This is a genomic window from Microbulbifer discodermiae, assembly GCF_040742695.1.
In the GTDB taxonomy this organism is placed as follows: Bacteria; Pseudomonadota; Gammaproteobacteria; order Pseudomonadales; family Cellvibrionaceae; genus Microbulbifer.
This window is the reverse complement of record NZ_JBFLAB010000057.1, coordinates 1-16118: the sequence shown is the minus strand read 5'-3', so window position 1 is coordinate 16118 and position 16118 is coordinate 1. Positions and strand designations below refer to the sequence as shown.

The window sequence follows — 16118 nt, the reverse complement described above, 5'->3', positions numbered from 1 at the left end:
AAGATTTTCAATTTCAGCTTAGTCGGAGCAGAGCGGTTTTGCTAGAGGTAAAGCTGCGATTGGAGATTGGACAATCTTTTTGAGGCAGATGTAAATTTGATGGGGTTGGCACGTCAGTCGGAGCGGGTGTAGGTTCCGCAGGAGGTTAGCTAGGGGTAAATTTTGAAAGCAATGCAAATATGTCTGATTCTATTTCAGGTGAAATCCGCCCAAATATAAGATATGCGATGGAAAAAAGCGTTACCTTTTCATTAACTGCAAGAGATCTTGACCGTGCTGCAGCTGTGCTTGCTCATGGAAGTGGAGGTAAGCCTATCATCGGTGAAAAGTGTGGTTGTGGAAACTAAATAAATATTTGTAGTAGGCTCATATGTCCATAAAACGAAAATTGCAGTTATTGATCATGGCTGAATCTATATTGATCATTTTGCATCTGGCCTTGAAAAATGAGGCTAATGGCACAGAGTCATTTGTTTCTCAATGGCACTTTTGGCTGCCGATTATTTTAGGTTTTTATATCTATTCTTTTGCTTTCAGCATTCGCTGCCCAAATAAACTATGTAAATCTCGGCAAGTTGTTCGCGGATACTCTGTATTTGATCTGAGATGGCCGGAGCGGCATTGTTTTCGATGTGAGAACGCCATTGAATAATTGTAAACTAGACAAATATCCCTCCCCAAGAAAAACCGATCTTCAAAAGTGCCTGGGAAAATTAATTTCTGCCATTCAAAAAGAATGGGGAGAGCAATTAGGAGAAACAACAGCTGCTGATTTATCTGAGGATGTAATGGATCTAGCGCATACGCTCCTTCAGGCGAAGACCGCGGAAGGCGTTAGAGGAGTTCTTGGCAATTTAACCATACAACAATATTTGGGCGATGTATGGGTGCAGGGACACCCCAATGTAAAAAAATGCATTAGTGAGGTTGAAAATGCTCTAAATCGAACGTAGTAATCTCCAATACACGTTTCTAATTGTAGGTGACACGGCGCAATTGGCTCCATCTATAGATGGAACCAGGCACAAGTTTTTGAGAGCCCCCGACTTGTAATCACCCCCGCTACAAACCCGCCTCACTGCGGTGGCCGCGCCGCTGCCGCACCATCCCCCCATGGAATCCCACACCCAACTGTACCGCCTGCTCGCCAACCTGATCCGCCTCGGCACCATTGTTGAGGTGCAGCACCGGGAGGCGCGCTGTCGGGTTCAATCCGGTGAGCTCGCCACCGCGCCGCTGCGCTGGATCAGCCTGCGCGCCGGCGCCACCACCCAGTGGGATCCCCCCGCAATCGGCGAGCAGGTATTGCTCCTCTCCCCCGGCGGTGATCTGCAGCAGGGGTTGGTGCTGCGGGGCCTGTATTCCCAGGCCAATCCGGCGCCGGACAACGTCGGCACCAGCCACCTGGTGCGCTATCCGGACGGTGCGGAAATCCGTTACGACCACGAGGCACACCAGTTGACCGCCACACTGCCCGAAGACGGCAGCGCCGCAATCACCGCCGGCGGCGGCATGACCCTGAACGGTCCCCTGACAGTGAATGGCGATACCAGAATTGTCGGCGCCACTCAGATCGAGGGCGCTACCGGCATTAAGGGTGAAGTCGAAGTGGATGGCGGTATCGAGGCCACCGGCGACGTCAAGGGCGAGGGCGTCAGCCTCGCGCATCACAGGACCACTGGTGTCACCCCCGGCGGCGGTCTGAGTGGAGAGCCGCAGTAATGAAGGGCACCAGCGCCAGTGACGGCCGCGCCCAGCAGGGGGAAGCGCATCTGCGCCAGTCCATCGCCGACATACTGCAGACGCCGCTGGGCAGCCGGGTGATGCGCAGGGACTACGGCTCGCTGATTCCGGAACTGCTGGACCAGCCTTTCAACACCGCCACCCGCGCGCGCCTTTATGGCGCCACCGCTATGGCGCTGATGCGCTGGGAGCCGCGCCTGCGCCTGACCCGGGTGCAACTTTTTACCCTGGACAGGGACGGCGCTTTTTTATTGCGGCTGGAGGGCAGTGTCGACCGCGTCCCCACACAAATCACCGTGCCCTTGGGCACGGAAACTGGAGGGCCTTATGGCAACTGAATATCACCACGGCGTCCGCGTTGTCGAAGTCAACGAAACCGCGCGTCCTATCCGCACCATTTCCACCGCGGTGATCGGCCTGGTGGCCACCGCCGTCGACGCGGACGAGACAATGTTTCCCCTGAACAAACCGATATTGATCACCGACGTGCAGGGCGCCCTCGAAAAAGCCGGCACCAGCGGCACCCTGGCCAAAACCCTCAATGCCATCGCCGACCAGGCCAGTCCCCTGGTGGTGGCGGTGCGCGTGGCCGAAGGGTTGGACGCGGCCGAGACCAGCACCAATGTGATCGGCGGCAGCGTCGACGGCCAGTACACCGGACTGCAGGCGCTGCTGGCCGCCCAGGGACAGCTGGGAGTCACGCCGCGTATTCTGGGCTGTCCCGGACTCGACACCCAGGAGGTGGCCGCCGCCCTGGGTGTGCTGGCCAAAAAGCTGCGCGCCATGGCCTATGTGAGCGCCGGTCCCAGTGTCACCAAGGAAGAGGTCAGCGATTATCGCGGCAACTTTTCCGACCGCGAGCTGATGATTATCTGGCCCGACTTCCTCGCCTGGGACGGCAGCGTCAACAGCCCGGATTTTGCCACCGCCCGCGCCCTCGGCCTGCGCGCGCGCATCGACCAAGAACAGGGCTGGCACAAAACCCTGTCCAATGTCGTCGTCAGCGGTGTCACCGGAATCAGTGCCGACGTGCACTGGGATCTGCAGGATCCCAACACCGACGCCGGTTTTCTCAACGCCGCCGACGTCACCACTCTGGTCAATCACAACGGATTTCGGTTTTGGGGTTCCCGCACCTGTGCGGACGATCCGCTGTTCGCCTTCGAGTCCGCCACCCGCACCGCCCAGGTGCTGGCGGACACCATCGCCGAAAGCGTCGCCTGGGCTGTCGACAAACCCATGCACCCCAGCCTGGTGAAAGACATTATCGAAGGCATCAACGCCAAGTTCCGACAACTCAAGGCCCTCGGCGCCCTGATCGATGCCCGCTGCTGGTACGACGAAAACGCCAACACCAGCCAGAGCCTGGCCGACGGGCAGCTGGTGATCGACTACGACTACACCCCGGTGCCGCCGCTGGAAAACCTGCTGCTGCAACAGCGCATCACCGATCAATACCTGGCCGACTTCGCCGACCGCGTCAGCGGTTAGGAAAAAACAGGAGCGCTCATCATGGCACTGCCCCGCAAACTCAAAAATCTCAACCTGTTTAACGATGGCAATTCCTATCTCGGGCAGGTCAACAGCGTCACCCTGCCCACGCTCACCCGCAGCATGGAGGACTACCGCGGCGGCGGCATGAGCGGCCCGGTCAAAATCGACCACGGCCAGGAAGCGCTGGAACTGTCCGCCACCTACGGCGGCCTGATGCGCGAAGTGCTGGAACAGTACGGCATCACCAGCCACGACGGCGTGCAACTGCGTTTTGCCGGCGCCTACCAGCGCGACGACACCGGCGCCGTGGACGCGGTGGAAGTGGTGATCCGCGGCCGCCACTCGGAAATCGAGTTTGGCGACGCCCAGGCCGGCGAGGACACCGAGTTCAGTGTCACCACCGCCTGCAGTTACTACAAGCTCAGCATCAACGGCAGCACCGTGATTGAAATCGACCTGTTGAACCTGGTGGAAAACGTCAACGGCACGGACCGCCTGGCCCAGCAGCGCCGCGCCATCGGCCTGTAAAAAACCGCATCGCCAAATCAATGACAGAGGAGAGGCCCTATGGCCGGCAGCAAACAAACAGCGCAAACCAGCGAACCGGTAACGCTGGAACACCCTATTAAGCGCGGCGACCAGGTGATTAAAGAGATCACCCTGCGCAAACCCAAGGCGGGAGAACTGCGCGGCCTGGCGCTGATCGATATCGCCAACCTGGATGTGATCTCCATGCAGAAACTGCTGCCGCGCATCAGCGCACCCACCCTTACCGAACAGGACGTCGCCGAGCTGGAACCCGGCGACCTCCTGGCCCTGGGCGGTGAAATCGCGGGTTTTTTCGCGCGCAGGATGGACCGGTACCCAACTGGGTAGACGACGCCATGGCGGATATTGCCGCGATATTCCACTGGTCACCGGCGGCCATGGCGCAGATGGATCTGCAGGAACTGATGCAATGGCGCGAGCGTGCCAGAAAGCGGAGTGGCAGTGAAAAGTGAGCCCACTATACTGCGGTCATGGACCTGATCATTATGCTGTTTCTGTATCTGCTGCTGGGCATCGCCCTACTGGCGTGCCTCGGCCTGCTGCTGTTCTGGGCCGGCTTTGTGCGCCGCGGCGGCCGCTGGTTCGGCAATCCCCACGACAAACACTGATCCCGCGTCCGGGGGCGGCCTGAGATGGCCGACCTCCGCCTGCAGCTGCTGCTCAGCACCGTCAACAAAGCCACCAAACCCCTGCGTCGGGTGATGCGGGGCAGCACCGGCACCGCCAAAGCCCTGCGCGAAACCCGCGAGCGTTTAAAGGAACTCAACCAGACCCAAAAAACGCTGGATGGTTTTCGCAGCCTGAACAAAGAGTTGCGCGGCTCCCAAAATGCCCTGCAGTCCGCCCGGCAGCGGGTCAATGAACTGGCCCGGGAAATCCGCGACACCAGCAATCCCAGCCGGCAACTGCGCCGGGATTTCCAGCGCGCCCAGAAAGCGGCGGGCACACTTAAACACAGCCACCAGCAGCAGATCCGCAAACTGCAGCAACTGCGCGGCCGGCTCGGCAGCGCCGGGGTCAGTACCCGCAACCTGGTCCAGGAACAGCGGCGCCTGCGCACCGAGACCCAAAAGGCCAACCGCGCCATGCAATTGCAAAAAGCGCGGCTGGAACAACTGGCCCGCGCCCAGGCCAGTGCGCGGCGGTTGCACGAGGGCGGGCGCAGCGCCCTGTTGCACGGCGCCGGCGCCGCCTTCCTGGGACAGCGCGCCCTGCGCGGCATGGGCGCCGCCCTGGTGCCGGGGCTGGATTTTTCCACCGCCATCTCCGACGTGCAGGCCAAAACCCGCCTGGACAAAAACGACCCGCGCCTCAAAATGCTGGAAACCCAGGCGCGCCGGCTCGGTGCCACCACCGCCTTCACCGCCACCGAGGCGGCCCAGGGCCAGGTGTTTCTGGCCCAGGCCGGTTTTTCCCCGCAGGCCATTCGCGACGCCATGCCCGCCATGCTCAACACCGCCCTGGCCGGGGATATGGCGCTGCCCCAGGTGGCCGATATCGTCTCCAATATCAGCGGCGCTTTCGGCATCGAGGCCAAAAACACCCAGCGCGTCGCCGACGTGCTCACCGCCACCTCCGTCACCTCCAACACCAACCTGGAAATGCTCGGCGAAACCATGAAATACGTCGGCCCCCAGGCCAGGGCCATGGGCGTCGACCTGGAAACCGCCGCCGCCATGGCCGGCCTGCTGGGCAATATCGGCATCCAGTCCAGCATGGCCGGCACCAATCTGCGCGAAGTGCTCAACCGGGTGGGCGACACCGCCGGCATGTCCGGTAAAGCCCTGGCCTCCATCGGTGTCAGCGCCGCGGACGCCAACGGCGACCTGCGCAATATTGTCAAAATCATCGCCGACGTGGGCGAGGCCACCAAAAATATCGGCAGCGCCGATCGCGCCGCTTTGTTCAAACAGATTTTTGGCCAGCGCGCCGGCGCCGGCATGGCCGACCTGGTGACCCGCGAAGGCCAGGGGGCGCTCAGTCAATACGCGGCGCAACTGCACGACGTCGCCGGTACCGCCGAACGGGTGGCCAAAGTCAAAATGGACAACCTGGGGGGCGACCTCAAATCCCTGCAGTCCGCCACCCAGGATCTGGGCATCACTTTGTTCAAATCCCTGGAGCCCAGCCTGCGCACAGTCAGTCGCGTGTTTACCGGCCTGGTCCGCCGCACCGGCGAAGCCCTTAAAGCCTATCCGCAACTGACAAAAGTACTGGGTACCATCGCCGCCATTTTCGCGGTACTGCTCACCCTGGGTGGCGCCCTGGTGTTCAGCTTTGGTGCCCTGATGATGGCCACCGCCGGCCTGCGGTTTGCCATGGCTGCCGCCGCGCCGGTGTTCAGTGGACTGGGAACCCTGCTTTTATGGCTCAAGGCCAGCGTCATTCCCGCGGTGCTGGCCGGTTTTAAAACCCTGTTTGCTTTTCTGCTCACCAATCCCATCGGCTGGGTGCTGCTGGCCATCGCCGGCGCCGCTTTTTTGCTGATGGAATACTGGCAACCCATCAGGGCATTTTTTGCCGGCCTGTGGGGCGAACTGGTTCAGGGCGTGCGGGTCTTTTGGCAGGGGATCACCCATTATTTTGGCGCTGTATGGGAGGTGATCGCCGGGATTTTTACCGGGGACGGCGACCGCATCCGCGCGGGATTCACGCAATTGTGGACCATCATCAACGATATTCTCGGCGGCTGGCCGGACAAACTCATGGCCTGGGGCGGGGCGCTGATCGACGGCCTGGTGGCCGGCATCAAAGCCAAAATCGGCGCCCTCAAAAATGTCATCACCGGCGCCGCCGGCAGCGCCATCGGGTTTTTTAAGGACAAGCTGGGGATTCGTTCCCCCAGCCGGGTTTTTGCCGGCTTTGGTCGCGACACCATGGACGGTTTTAGCCGCGGCCTCGATGCGCGGCAGAACCAGCCCCTGCGTCAACTGGATCACTTTAACCGCCGCCTGCGCGGTCTGGGTGCTGGCCTCGGTGCGGGTCTCACTATTGCCGCCGCCACCATGCCCGCCGTCGCCATCGATCAGCGCCCGCCGCTCTCCGCCCAGCGCCAGACCGCCGCGGCGGAGGCATCCATCGGGCCGGTCACCATCAATATTTATCCCGCTCCCGGTATGGATGCCGCGGCCATCGCAAGCCTGGTGCGCGAGGAAATCCAAAACCTGCAGCGGGAGCGAGAAGCCCGCCGTCGCGCCAGCCTGCGCGACTACGACTGAGGCAAAAAAAATGATGATGAGCCTGGGCCTGTTCGCCTTTTCCCTGTCCTCCGCCGCCTACCGGGATCTGCAGCGGCAAACCGCCTGGCGCCATGCCGGCAGCGAACGCATCGGCGCCCGCGCCGCCACCCAGTTTCTCGGCCCCGGCAATGACGCCATTACCCTGAGCGGATTAATCGCTCCCGACCTCACCGGCGACCCCGCATCCCTCGGTACTTTGCGGGACATGGCCGACCGGGGCCAAGCCTGGACCCTGGTGGACGGCAATGGCAATGTCCACGGTGCCTGGGTGATTGAATCCCTGCAGGAAAGCCGCAGCCTGTTTTTTGCCGATGGCAGCGCCCGGCGTATTGAATTTAAGTTGCAGCTCAAACAAGTGGACGGACTGTGAGCGGCCACAGAATACCCGCCTGGCGTGTCACTCTGGACGGGCGCGATCTCACCGACACCCTGGCCCCGCGCCTTATTGAACTCAGCCTCAGCGAACACCGCGGTGGCGAAGCCGACGAGCTCACCCTGCGGCTGCAGGATCACGACGGCCGTCTGGCGCTGCCCGAACGCGGTGCCCAGCTCACCGTCGCCCTGGGCTGGCAGGACAGTGGCCTGCGGAACAAAGGCCGTTTTCGTGTCGACGAAATCGAACACAGCGGCGCTCCCGATCGTCTCACCTTGCGCGCCCGCAGCGCCGACCTCACCGCAGCCCTGCGCAACCGCCGCGAGCGCAGCTGGGATCAGACCACCCTGGGCCAGATCCTGAAAATCCTCGCCGGCGAACACCAACTCACACCGCGTATTGCCGCTGACCTGGCCCGAATAGCCATCCCCCACCTGGACCAGACCGAAAGCGACGCCAACCTGTTAACCCGCCTCGGCAAGCGCCACGACGCCGTCGCCACCATCAAGGCCGGCCGGCTGCTGTTTTTTCCCGTGGAGCAGGGCACCAATGCCAGCGGCACGCCCCTGCCCACTGCCACGATTCGTCGCGGCGATGGCGACCGGCATCGATACCATATCGCCGACCGCGACAGCTACACCGGTGTGCGCGCCGACTGGTACGACAGCGAAAACGCCGAGCGCAAAACTGTGTTGGTGGGGGCCGGCGACGATGCCAAACAACTCAAGGAAAGCTTTGCCAACGAAGAGGAAGCCAAACAGGCGGCCCGAGCCGAGTGGCAACGCATCCAGCGCAGCCTGGCCACCATGAGTTATCAACTGGCCCTGGGCCGCGCCGACCTCTACCCCGAGCAGCCGGTGCGGCTCGAAGGGTTTAAAGCGGAAATCGACGGAACCGACTGGCTGATTGCCAGCTGTAACCATAGAGTGGATGGACGTGGATACACTACCGGGATTGAACTTGAAACACGGAATTAAACTGTGTGTCTACTTTTTACAATCGTGATCAAAGCCCTTAAATTCCTTACGTCTGCTAATTTATAGGGCTTTTTTCACTCAGTTAAACCAGAAAACGGAGCAATTACCGGCAAGCTTGCCTAGACACTCCTACCCTGGAAATGGGCAGAAGCTAACGTAAGAACCGGTGATTAATGGGTACAAGGGGAGCCCTGATAGTTTAAAATATAACCTTTTTTCGGTTGTGGATTGAAATAAAGTTCGTATTTTTAGATAGCTTGGGAACTACGGGAACTCACCTGACAATTGCGCGTTGTAATGAATTTACCGGTTAAGATATTCTTCTATATCTTGAGACCAATGAGTTCCATTTACTCTTATTGATTCTTCCCTATCCATCAGTAGATTATCATGCAGTAAATTATGGGGGTCTTCAGAAAAACCATAGGCTTTAGTGGTTTCTGCAAAATCCCAGTCCTCGCCCTCAAGAAGGCGAGGTTGAAATGAGTGGCAAAATATTGAAGGTATGTCTTTGTCATTAAAACAAAAACTTGAAATCAATGCATGTATTTTTGCATCACGTAAATATTCAATGTGAGGGCCATGTAAAGTTTCATAGCCAATATGTACTATAGTTGATCTATTTTTCGGTGCTTGATTAACGGCTTTAACCAATAAATTCTTAACAACTTTAGCTTTTTTGTCGATTGATTCTGCAGCCACACACTCCCACTTTGCACAAGATATTTTACCGATTTCATCAACAAATCTATTAACTACACTTTCATTATCAGGGCTGATTGTAACGAGTTTGACAGTGCCAACAAAGGTATAGCTACCCTGGGGCTCGTAGTTGTCATCAACTAGGGAATGTAGTTGAGCCGATGGATATCTAACCAACCACTTATTAAGATGACTGTGTACCCTACCCATATTTATATGCTTTGCACAAATTATTACATGCTCATTCTCATAGCAATCTCCGGATTTGACAGCACCACACGAAGCCATATTATCGAAAGCTTCAGCGACTATTTTTACATCAGTTTTAGCGACCTCTACCTTGAACTTAACATCCAGAAATACTGAATGAGGGTACTTATTTAAAAGAGGAACAACTTCTCGCCATCTTTTTCGCCACTCAGCATTCTCTTCTTTAGCGTATTGTGTTGTTTTTGATAATCTTTTGCATTCAACAAAGTAATCTTGATCTCCACGTGCAACATGTAAATCTGGTGTTTTAGTTTCTGCTTTTTCTGGAATAAACTCTACTTTCCACCCATTTTTCAGGTAACAGATTGCTACAACAAGTTCAAATAAGACAGAGTCGGGTTGGTTTATTCTTTTCTTAAGAAGATCATGTAATTTAGCATCTATTCCGCGTACCTTTTTTAACTCTTTACTAAACTTCCCAATTGTGGCAAAGAAAGGATAGATTCTAATAGATTGACCTGGCTCATCAGCAGCCGGTCTATCCGCAAGCGATTCAGCAAGGTATAAATACCAGGCAATCCAGTCTTCATGAAATGCTAGCCTTGCTTTCTCATTTTCGAGGTCGTGGTTCTCAGAATTCTCGTACTGGTTATTCTCCTGTCTCCTAAAGTAATCAATTAATTTTCTTCTGCGATCAAGCCAACTGTCGTGTCCCATATATTCGATAAACCAATGAAGGGATTTTTTTATGTCAATGACAAGTGGATTATTATGACGCCCACTAAACCACTCAAGAAATTCCTCATGCTCTGGTATACATTTACTTTCTACAGAAAGCTTGGATTCGGATAATAAGTCTATCTCTGCTTGCTTGAATGATTTCATTTTTTCCCAATCGGTCTTTTTCATATCTTATTTTCCATATGATCTCTGGAGCTTATTTCATAGGGTGAAGCGAAGCTTCTTTTGAGCTGTGATATAGAGATCAAGCCATAGGCAAGCATGATTCTCAAGCATTATGCAATGGTACTACGCATTTTCATTTCTTTCATCGCCTATTTACGGCTGCCCCGGCGTGCTAATCGAGTATCCACGGCAGAAAACCTAGAAAAATAGCTGTAGATCTGACCATTGAAATCTTATTTTTCCCTAATTGTATCCTTGAAAGGGCTGCGGGTCACTCCTCCTCACGCCTGCCGGTTTTAAGCTTTCCTTTGCCCAATGAAATTGGCCCCCCAAGCCGTGGACTGTGGCGATATTCGGGATTTCACAAAATGAACACTTTTGAACAGAAATGAAGGGTTTTTTCACAGGTCAAACTGGTTGAAAGACAGTAACCACGAGATTTCCGAGGGGGGCAAGATTTTTTTTCAGCGTTGCTTGTAAAGTAAAGTGTGCTGCTGTTCAAATACGATTCCGAACAGCAAATAGAAAGGAGCTGCCCACCATGCGCTTAATTCTACCTATCGTATTGTCCACAACAATTTTCGGCTGCCTGGCAGTTGAGGCTGAAACTCACATCTATGACCGCAATGAGTGGCTGCCACGCTGGTCAGATGCTGATAGAGACTGCCAGAATACTCGTCATGAGCTGTTGATTCAGTTTAGTTTAGCGCCAATCTCATTTACAAACGAAAAGGGTTGTACCGTCAAATCCGGCCTATGGCTGGACCCCTACACGGGTAAATTCTTCGTCTTGGCTTCTGATCTGGATGTCGAACATATCGTACCGCTGTCCTGGGCACATAGACATGGCGGAGCAAGTTGGACTAATGAACTGAAGCGACAGTTTGCTGAAGATCCTGAGAACCTGTGGCTTGTTGATGATGGCCGTAATCAGAGCAAAGGAAACAAAGGCCCTGATGAGTGGATGCCGCCTTATGAACCCGTACAGACCATCTATGTTCAACGGTTTATAGCGATAGTCGAGAAGTATGGGCTATCTCTTACCCAAGAAGAATCGGCTCGGTTCCTGGCACTCCTGAGTGCTTAGCGGGCCATTGGCGCCCTATAGTTACCCCTTATTAATCTTTATTACCTACACCCGCTTGACCCCCTTTGATCATGCCGCTAAAGTCGGCCTTGAGGTGTCGTAACCTCTTACAAAAGGCGGGTATAAACCGCTGCCGTTACAGCGGCTTTTTTGTGCCCGAAATTTGTCAGTTATGTCGAGAGGCCGGGGAATACAATACCCTTCGGGGAAATCAACCGGACCTGATCCTTTTGCAGGTTACGACCCTCTCGACGCCTTAAATCTGTCGTAAAATCAAAAGGGGACCATTATGGTCAAGCACAAATCCCAACCTGTATTTAGCGAGCACGACGACCGTGTCCTGTGGGCCACTCAGCAGCAGCTGTTGCATTACTACGACAGCGGTGACGGCCTGTTTCTAAAAAATTCGGATACCGGTAAAACAGTCTGCTTTCTGCACGAGGACGGGCACCGCCTCGGGCCTCGCCCCGAGCAAATGGCGGTCACGGAAAGCCTTGATGAAGCTATCCACCAGCTCGACTTCCTCTCACTGGTGCTCTCTCCCGGCAACTACCTGGAATTGAATCCAGACGCGCAACTCGGCCTTTCCAGCATCCTGAGCGGATTGCGAGAGAGGCTTTTTAGCGCCAGTACGGAGTTTCCTCAATAGCGGTACAAATGAAGCAAAAATCTGGCCCAAGAGCGGCCCAGCTGAATTTGCGTTGACACTTTGTTGACACTTTAACGAAAAAAGGGCGACATCAATCTCTTGATGTTGCCCTTTCCGGCTTGTAACTCATTGAATTACAAGCATTTTTTTGGCTCCGCCTGCTGGGCTCGAACCAGCGACCCAATGATTAACAGTCATTTGCTCTACCAACTGAGCTAAGGCGGAATTTCTTAGCAGCTTGGCTGTTCAGATGGCGCGTATCTTATAGAGGGGTGCTGGGCAGGTCAACTCTTTTTTTCAACTTTAACTCCTTGATTTGTCGATACTTTAGCCATTTTTGAGGCCACTCATCCAGGGGCTGAAAGAGCATATCGCTATCCCTTTGGGGACCTTCGCAACCTGTCTTTGTGGGAATTGTCGTCAAGGGGCCAGAAGGCCTACAATCCGGGACCGTATTTCGGTGATCAGGCTGACACAATTATGGATTCGCGTCCTTTTCAAGTAGTTTGTAATTACACGCCTATGGGTGACCAGCCGTCCGCTATCAGGAGCCTGGTCGAGGGCATTGGGGACGGTCTCAGCCACCAGACCCTGCTGGGTGTGACCGGATCTGGCAAGACGTTCACAATGGCCAATGTGGTAGAGGAGCTTCAGCGGCCAGCGATCGTTATGGCCCACAATAAGACGCTGGCCGCTCAGCTGTATGGGGAGTTTAAGGAGTTTTTCCCCAAGAACGCGGTGGAGTATTTCGTCTCCTATTACGATTACTATCAGCCGGAGGCCTATGTGCCCTCCTCAGATACTTTTATCGAAAAGGATGCCTCGGTCAACGAACATATCGAGCAGATGCGGCTCTCGGCCACCAAGGCACTGATTGAGCGCAGAGACGTGATTGTTGTAGCTACGGTATCTGCTATTTACGGCCTGGGTGACCCGGACAAGTACCTGAAGATGGTGCTTCACCTGGATCGGGGTGACTTGGTTGATCAGCGGACTTTACTGCGGCGCCTGGCGGAGCTTCAATATACTCGCAATGATACTGACTTTCGGCGTGCCACTTATCGTGTGCGTGGCGATGTGATTGATATCTACCCAGCGGATTCGGATTTGGAAGCGGTGCGAGTATCACTTTTCGATGAGGAGATTGAAGAGTTGACGCTTTTTGATCCCTTAACGGGGGAAATGCTCAAGAAGGTGCCCCGTATCACCATTTTTCCCAAGTCGCACTATGTAACTCCCCGGGAAACCATCCTTAAAGCTATTGATCAGATTAAGGAGGAATTGCAACAGCGTCTCGAACAGCTCCGCAAGAATGACAAACTCCTGGAAGCGCAGCGGCTGGAGCAGAGAACCCGTTACGATTTGGAGATGATGCAGGAGCTGGGCTACTGCAACGGTGTGGAAAACTATTCCCGCTATCTTTCCGGGCGAGCTGCCGGCCAGCCACCACCGACACTGTTTGATTACCTGCCGCACGATGCCTTGCTGTTTGTCGACGAGAGCCATGTCACGGTACCGCAGATTGGCGGCATGTACCGCGGTGACCGATCGCGCAAAGAGACTTTGGTGGAATATGGTTTTCGCCTGCCATCGGCGTTGGATAACCGGCCGCTAAAATTTGAAGAGTGGGAGAAGCTGTCGCCACAAACGATTTTTGTTTCTGCCACACCGGGCCCTTACGAGCATGAACATGCTGGCGCGGTGGTGGAGCAGGTGGTGCGGCCCACAGGGCTGGTGGATCCAGTAGTGGAAGTGCGACCGGCATCCACTCAAGTGGATGACAGCCTGTCGGAAATTCGGCGGCGTGCCGATGCGGATCAGCGGGTATTGATTACGGTATTGACCAAACGTATGGCCGAGGACCTTACAGAATACTTGAGCGACAATGATGTCCGGGTTCGTTATCTGCATTCGGATATTGATACTGTCGAGCGTGTGGAAATTATCCGGGATCTGCGCATCGGTAAGTTTGACGTGCTGGTGGGTATCAACCTGTTGCGGGAGGGGCTGGATATGCCGGAAGTGGCCCTCGTGGCTATCTTTGATGCGGATAAGGAAGGCTTTTTGCGCTCGGACCGTTCACTGATCCAGACCATTGGACGCGCAGCCCGCAATCTCGATGGCAGGGCCATTCTTTATGCGGACAATGTGACGGATTCTATGAGGCGTGCACTGGATGAGACTCAGCGCCGACGGGAAAAACAGGTAGGTTATAACAAGGAGCACGGCATCACTCCCAAGGGTATTCGCAAGAGTGTCGCGGATATTATGGAGGGGGCGGTTGCCCCCGGCACACCGGGCCGGAGTCGACGCAAGGTTGCCGAAGACAAGGGGCGGTATGACGTGGAACCGCAGCCGCTCTCAGATCAGGAACGCTGGAACCGGATTGAGCAGTTGGAAGAGCAGATGTACAGCCATGCCAAAAACCTTGAATTCGAGGCCGCAGCCAAACTGCGAGATGAGCTGATCCGTCTGAAGGAGGAGGCGGGGCAGTAGGCATCGGACACTTCGACTATTGGGTGAATCCAGGTTCACCGAGCGCCAGGCTTCGGGTTTGGCCCACTGGCCGGTGGAAAATCGGGGGCGAAAAGTCTTCCGCCCCTGTTGAAAAGGCCGGACTCTGGTGCTAAAGTTCGCGTCCTCTGCAGCCCCGCGACTTCCCGGGAGCGGTGAAGGAGACCCGTAGCTCAGCTGGTTAGAGCGCTGCCTTGACATGGCAGAGGTCAGCGGTTCAAGTCCGCTCGGGTCTACCATGCGCCTCCATTTTCAACCTTCCTCAATCCCCCTCAACTCATTGATTTTATTGAAGTTTTAGCGGCTTCCTTCAGCTAGACCGCTGGTTTCATCCTCTTTCACTCCACCGCACCATCAACCAACAGAATTGCCAAATTTGGTTAGAATATGGTTAGAGTTCCTGCCTGTGTTTCTGACAAGCGGCGTCCTGCCGCGCCACCCGCTATAGTTTCACGCGTGAAACTTTCTAGCCCCAAATCATCAGGCTGGTGATTTAGTACCGCTGGCACAGATGCAGCCGGGATCACCCTGCCCTATCAGGTTGATTTTTGTTGCGAAGCCACCGAGGGCGGCTTGTCTTTAAGAGGCGGGAGACTTGTGAACTCTAAAACCGCGTCTAAGGCGTCATGAACTGAAGACCATAAATCTTTTAAGTTGGCTTGGCTGTTCTGCTCCCGCTGCAATGCACATTCGAAGCCAGCTAACGCCCCCCTAACCTCTAACACAGTCTTTTTATCCAAATAAACGGTGTTGGATTTAAGGAAATTCCACAGCTTTTTCCGGGCTTCCTCATGCTTGGTTTCGGTAAAAGATTGACTGCGGCAGTCCATTAGCAAAGAAAAGGCTTCTGCATAAACCTCCAGGCGCTTATCCAGCGCAGCCATCCGCAGTGCATTTTTGTAGCGGCGCTCATCCTGTTCCGCATTTCTTTTTGCAGCGTATGTATGATTGCGCCTATCTGAAGCCCATTTTAGGAAATAGCCTCCTAACGCGGCCAATATAACTTTTACGCTTACATACTGGTCAAAAAACCATCCTACTTTGTCCATTGAATTCTCAGCCCCCTTTTGTTTTTCGCGCCAGTATATACGGACGGATTACGCCGCATCCAGCACCGTTTTCAGGCGCAGCACCCGGTGAACACACTCGTCTTTAAAGCGCGCTTTTTCCACAAGCAGGTCAATGGTGCCCTCGGCGGCGGCGCTGGCCATAATGGAATCCACCTTGCCGGGAATCAGATAACTGGTGCCATCGGTGGTGGCCAGTACGTTGTTGTCACTGTCGATCACCGCGCCGCTGGTTTTGTAGTTGATCTGGTCGATCTCGCCATCGTTGTCGAAGTCGATTTCCTGCTTGGTCTGTTCGACCCGGATGATCAGGCCCGCGTGGGCGCCGTTATCGATCTGGTAGGCGGATTGACCGATGCCCAGGTTATTAACGGTGGCGGCGCTGTAAAGCAGTTCGCTCATGGTGTTCTCTCTCAAGGCTTGTGGTAGGCATTGTGGGTAATCACCCGGTGCTGTGGATCAATACCAGCCGCATAGCTGATACCGCCCACACTGATCTTGTACACGATGCGCAGGCCTGCGCAGTCGACCTGGGTGACAATTTCCCAGGCGAGGGGGTCGCCGTTATGCAGAACACCGAGCAGGACACCTTTGGCGTTCTGGGCTTC

Annotated in this window: 19 protein-coding genes and 2 tRNA genes; 16 read left to right on the top strand and 5 right to left on the bottom strand. The window is 55.3% G+C overall.

Annotated features, from left to right (window positions below):
* The first annotated feature begins 179 nt into the window (after positions 1-179).
* The 12 genes from AB1S50_RS16300 to AB1S50_RS16245 all read left to right on the top strand — a co-directional run bounded on the left by AB1S50_RS16300 (position 180) and on the right by AB1S50_RS16245 (position 8375).
* Positions 180-347, top strand: coding sequence for a hypothetical protein (locus AB1S50_RS16300; RefSeq protein WP_367152066.1), 168 nt, complete (start codon positions 180-182; stop codon positions 345-347).
* 297 nt (positions 348-644) lie between these two features.
* Complete coding sequence (locus AB1S50_RS16295) at positions 645-953, top strand: hypothetical protein (protein ID WP_367152064.1); 309 nt, start codon at positions 645-647, stop codon at positions 951-953.
* Positions 954-1113: 160 nt separating this feature from the next.
* On the top strand, positions 1114-1722 hold the full coding sequence (locus tag AB1S50_RS16290; protein ID WP_367152062.1) for a phage baseplate assembly protein V: 609 nt from the start codon (positions 1114-1116) through the stop codon (positions 1720-1722).
* Positions 1722-2081 carry a GPW/gp25 family protein gene (locus AB1S50_RS16285; RefSeq protein WP_367152060.1) on the top strand — a complete coding sequence of 120 codons (360 nt, stop codon included), beginning with the start codon at positions 1722-1724 and terminating at the stop codon, positions 2079-2081. Before AB1S50_RS16290 ends, AB1S50_RS16285 begins: the two co-directional genes overlap by 1 nt.
* Complete coding sequence (locus AB1S50_RS16280; protein WP_367152059.1) at positions 2071-3234, top strand: phage tail sheath protein; 1164 nt, start codon at positions 2071-2073, stop codon at positions 3232-3234. Before AB1S50_RS16285 ends, AB1S50_RS16280 begins: the two co-directional genes overlap by 11 nt.
* 21 nt (positions 3235-3255) lie before the next feature.
* Positions 3256-3765 (top strand): phage major tail tube protein, encoded by a 510-nt coding sequence (locus tag AB1S50_RS16275; RefSeq protein ID WP_367152057.1) that lies wholly within the window; start codon positions 3256-3258, stop codon positions 3763-3765.
* Between the two features lie 39 nt (positions 3766-3804).
* Positions 3805-4113 carry a phage tail assembly protein gene (locus AB1S50_RS16270; protein WP_367152055.1) on the top strand — a complete coding sequence of 103 codons (309 nt, stop codon included), beginning with the start codon at positions 3805-3807 and terminating at the stop codon, positions 4111-4113.
* 8 nt (positions 4114-4121) lie between these two features.
* A complete protein-coding gene (locus tag AB1S50_RS16265) occupies positions 4122-4238 on the top strand; it encodes a GpE family phage tail protein (protein WP_367152053.1) in 117 nt (38 codons plus the stop codon).
* 18 nt (positions 4239-4256) lie between these two features.
* Positions 4257-4394 (top strand): hypothetical protein, encoded by a 138-nt coding sequence (locus tag AB1S50_RS16260; protein WP_367152051.1) that lies wholly within the window; start codon positions 4257-4259, stop codon positions 4392-4394.
* A 24-nt stretch (positions 4395-4418) separates the two neighbouring features.
* Positions 4419-7004, top strand: a complete 2586-nt coding sequence (locus tag AB1S50_RS16255; RefSeq protein ID WP_367152050.1) for a phage tail tape measure protein — start codon at positions 4419-4421, stop codon at positions 7002-7004.
* A gap of 10 nt (positions 7005-7014) precedes the next feature.
* Positions 7015-7395 carry a phage tail protein gene (locus AB1S50_RS16250; RefSeq protein WP_367152048.1) on the top strand — a complete coding sequence of 127 codons (381 nt, stop codon included), beginning with the start codon at positions 7015-7017 and terminating at the stop codon, positions 7393-7395.
* Positions 7392-8375, top strand: coding sequence for a phage late control D family protein (locus tag AB1S50_RS16245; RefSeq protein WP_367152047.1), 984 nt, complete (start codon positions 7392-7394; stop codon positions 8373-8375). Before AB1S50_RS16250 ends, AB1S50_RS16245 begins: the two co-directional genes overlap by 4 nt.
* Before the next feature lie 303 nt (positions 8376-8678).
* On the opposite strand, the gene AB1S50_RS16240 is transcribed toward AB1S50_RS16245, so the two are convergent.
* Positions 8679-10196 carry a hypothetical protein gene (locus AB1S50_RS16240; RefSeq protein ID WP_367152045.1) on the bottom strand — a complete coding sequence of 506 codons (1518 nt, stop codon included), beginning with the start codon at positions 10194-10196 and terminating at the stop codon, positions 8679-8681.
* A gap of 538 nt (positions 10197-10734) precedes the next feature.
* On the opposite strand from AB1S50_RS16240, the gene AB1S50_RS16235 reads away from it, so the two are divergent.
* Entirely contained in the window at positions 10735-11280 is a 546-nt protein-coding gene (locus tag AB1S50_RS16235) for an HNH endonuclease family protein (protein WP_367152044.1), read from the top strand.
* A 289-nt stretch (positions 11281-11569) separates the two neighbouring features.
* On the top strand, positions 11570-11929 hold the full coding sequence (locus AB1S50_RS16230; protein ID WP_367152043.1) for a hypothetical protein: 360 nt from the start codon (positions 11570-11572) through the stop codon (positions 11927-11929).
* 149 nt (positions 11930-12078) lie between these two features.
* On the opposite strand, the gene AB1S50_RS16225 is transcribed toward AB1S50_RS16230, so the two are convergent.
* A tRNA-Asn gene (locus tag AB1S50_RS16225) sits at positions 12079-12154 on the bottom strand.
* A 255-nt stretch (positions 12155-12409) separates the two neighbouring features.
* On the opposite strand from AB1S50_RS16225, the gene uvrB reads away from it, so the two are divergent.
* A complete protein-coding gene (gene uvrB / locus AB1S50_RS16220; RefSeq protein WP_367152041.1) occupies positions 12410-14425 on the top strand; it encodes an excinuclease ABC subunit UvrB in 2016 nt (671 codons plus the stop codon).
* A gap of 180 nt (positions 14426-14605) precedes the next feature.
* Positions 14606-14682: transfer RNA gene (locus tag AB1S50_RS16215), tRNA-Val, on the top strand.
* Between the two features lie 297 nt (positions 14683-14979).
* On the opposite strand, the gene AB1S50_RS16210 is transcribed toward AB1S50_RS16215, so the two are convergent.
* From AB1S50_RS16210 to AB1S50_RS16200, 3 genes are all read right to left on the bottom strand, one after another.
* Positions 14980-15492 (bottom strand): hypothetical protein, encoded by a 513-nt coding sequence (locus AB1S50_RS16210; RefSeq protein ID WP_367152039.1) that lies wholly within the window; start codon positions 15490-15492, stop codon positions 14980-14982.
* Between the two features lie 48 nt (positions 15493-15540).
* Complete coding sequence (locus tag AB1S50_RS16205) at positions 15541-15912, bottom strand: hypothetical protein (protein ID WP_367152038.1); 372 nt, start codon at positions 15910-15912, stop codon at positions 15541-15543.
* Positions 15913-15923: 11 nt separating this feature from the next.
* Positions 15924-16118, bottom strand: a 195-nt coding sequence (locus AB1S50_RS16200) for a hypothetical protein (protein ID WP_367152037.1), incomplete at its 5' end; no start/stop codon positions are given.

What these genes read in the sequence shown, in the direction of transcription:
- AB1S50_RS16300 (WP_367152066.1), top strand. Translation starts at nt 180, where the DNA reads ATGTCTGATTCTATTTCAGGTGAAATCCGCCCAAATATAAGATATGCG.
- AB1S50_RS16290 (WP_367152062.1), top strand. Translation starts at nt 1,114, where the DNA reads ATGGAATCCCACACCCAACTGTACCGCCTGCTCGCCAACCTGATCCGC.
- AB1S50_RS16285 (WP_367152060.1), top strand. Translation starts at nt 1,722, where the DNA reads ATGAAGGGCACCAGCGCCAGTGACGGCCGCGCCCAGCAGGGGGAAGCG.
- AB1S50_RS16280 (WP_367152059.1), top strand. Translation starts at nt 2,071, where the DNA reads ATGGCAACTGAATATCACCACGGCGTCCGCGTTGTCGAAGTCAACGAA.
- AB1S50_RS16275 (WP_367152057.1), top strand. Translation starts at nt 3,256, where the DNA reads ATGGCACTGCCCCGCAAACTCAAAAATCTCAACCTGTTTAACGATGGC.
- AB1S50_RS16270 (WP_367152055.1), top strand. Translation starts at nt 3,805, where the DNA reads ATGGCCGGCAGCAAACAAACAGCGCAAACCAGCGAACCGGTAACGCTG.
- AB1S50_RS16265 (WP_367152053.1), top strand. Translation starts at nt 4,122, where the DNA reads ATGGCGGATATTGCCGCGATATTCCACTGGTCACCGGCGGCCATGGCG.
- AB1S50_RS16260 (WP_367152051.1), top strand. Translation starts at nt 4,257, where the DNA reads ATGGACCTGATCATTATGCTGTTTCTGTATCTGCTGCTGGGCATCGCC.
- AB1S50_RS16255 (WP_367152050.1), top strand. Translation starts at nt 4,419, where the DNA reads ATGGCCGACCTCCGCCTGCAGCTGCTGCTCAGCACCGTCAACAAAGCC.
- AB1S50_RS16250 (WP_367152048.1), top strand. Translation starts at nt 7,015, where the DNA reads ATGATGATGAGCCTGGGCCTGTTCGCCTTTTCCCTGTCCTCCGCCGCC.
- AB1S50_RS16240 (WP_367152045.1), bottom strand. Translation starts at nt 10,196, where the DNA reads ATGAAAAAGACCGATTGGGAAAAAATGAAATCATTCAAGCAAGCAGAG.
- AB1S50_RS16235 (WP_367152044.1), top strand. Translation starts at nt 10,735, where the DNA reads ATGCGCTTAATTCTACCTATCGTATTGTCCACAACAATTTTCGGCTGC.
- AB1S50_RS16230 (WP_367152043.1), top strand. Translation starts at nt 11,570, where the DNA reads ATGGTCAAGCACAAATCCCAACCTGTATTTAGCGAGCACGACGACCGT.
- uvrB (WP_367152041.1), top strand. Translation starts at nt 12,410, where the DNA reads ATGGATTCGCGTCCTTTTCAAGTAGTTTGTAATTACACGCCTATGGGT.
- AB1S50_RS16210 (WP_367152039.1), bottom strand. Translation starts at nt 15,492, where the DNA reads ATGGACAAAGTAGGATGGTTTTTTGACCAGTATGTAAGCGTAAAAGTT.
- AB1S50_RS16205 (WP_367152038.1), bottom strand. Translation starts at nt 15,912, where the DNA reads ATGAGCGAACTGCTTTACAGCGCCGCCACCGTTAATAACCTGGGCATC.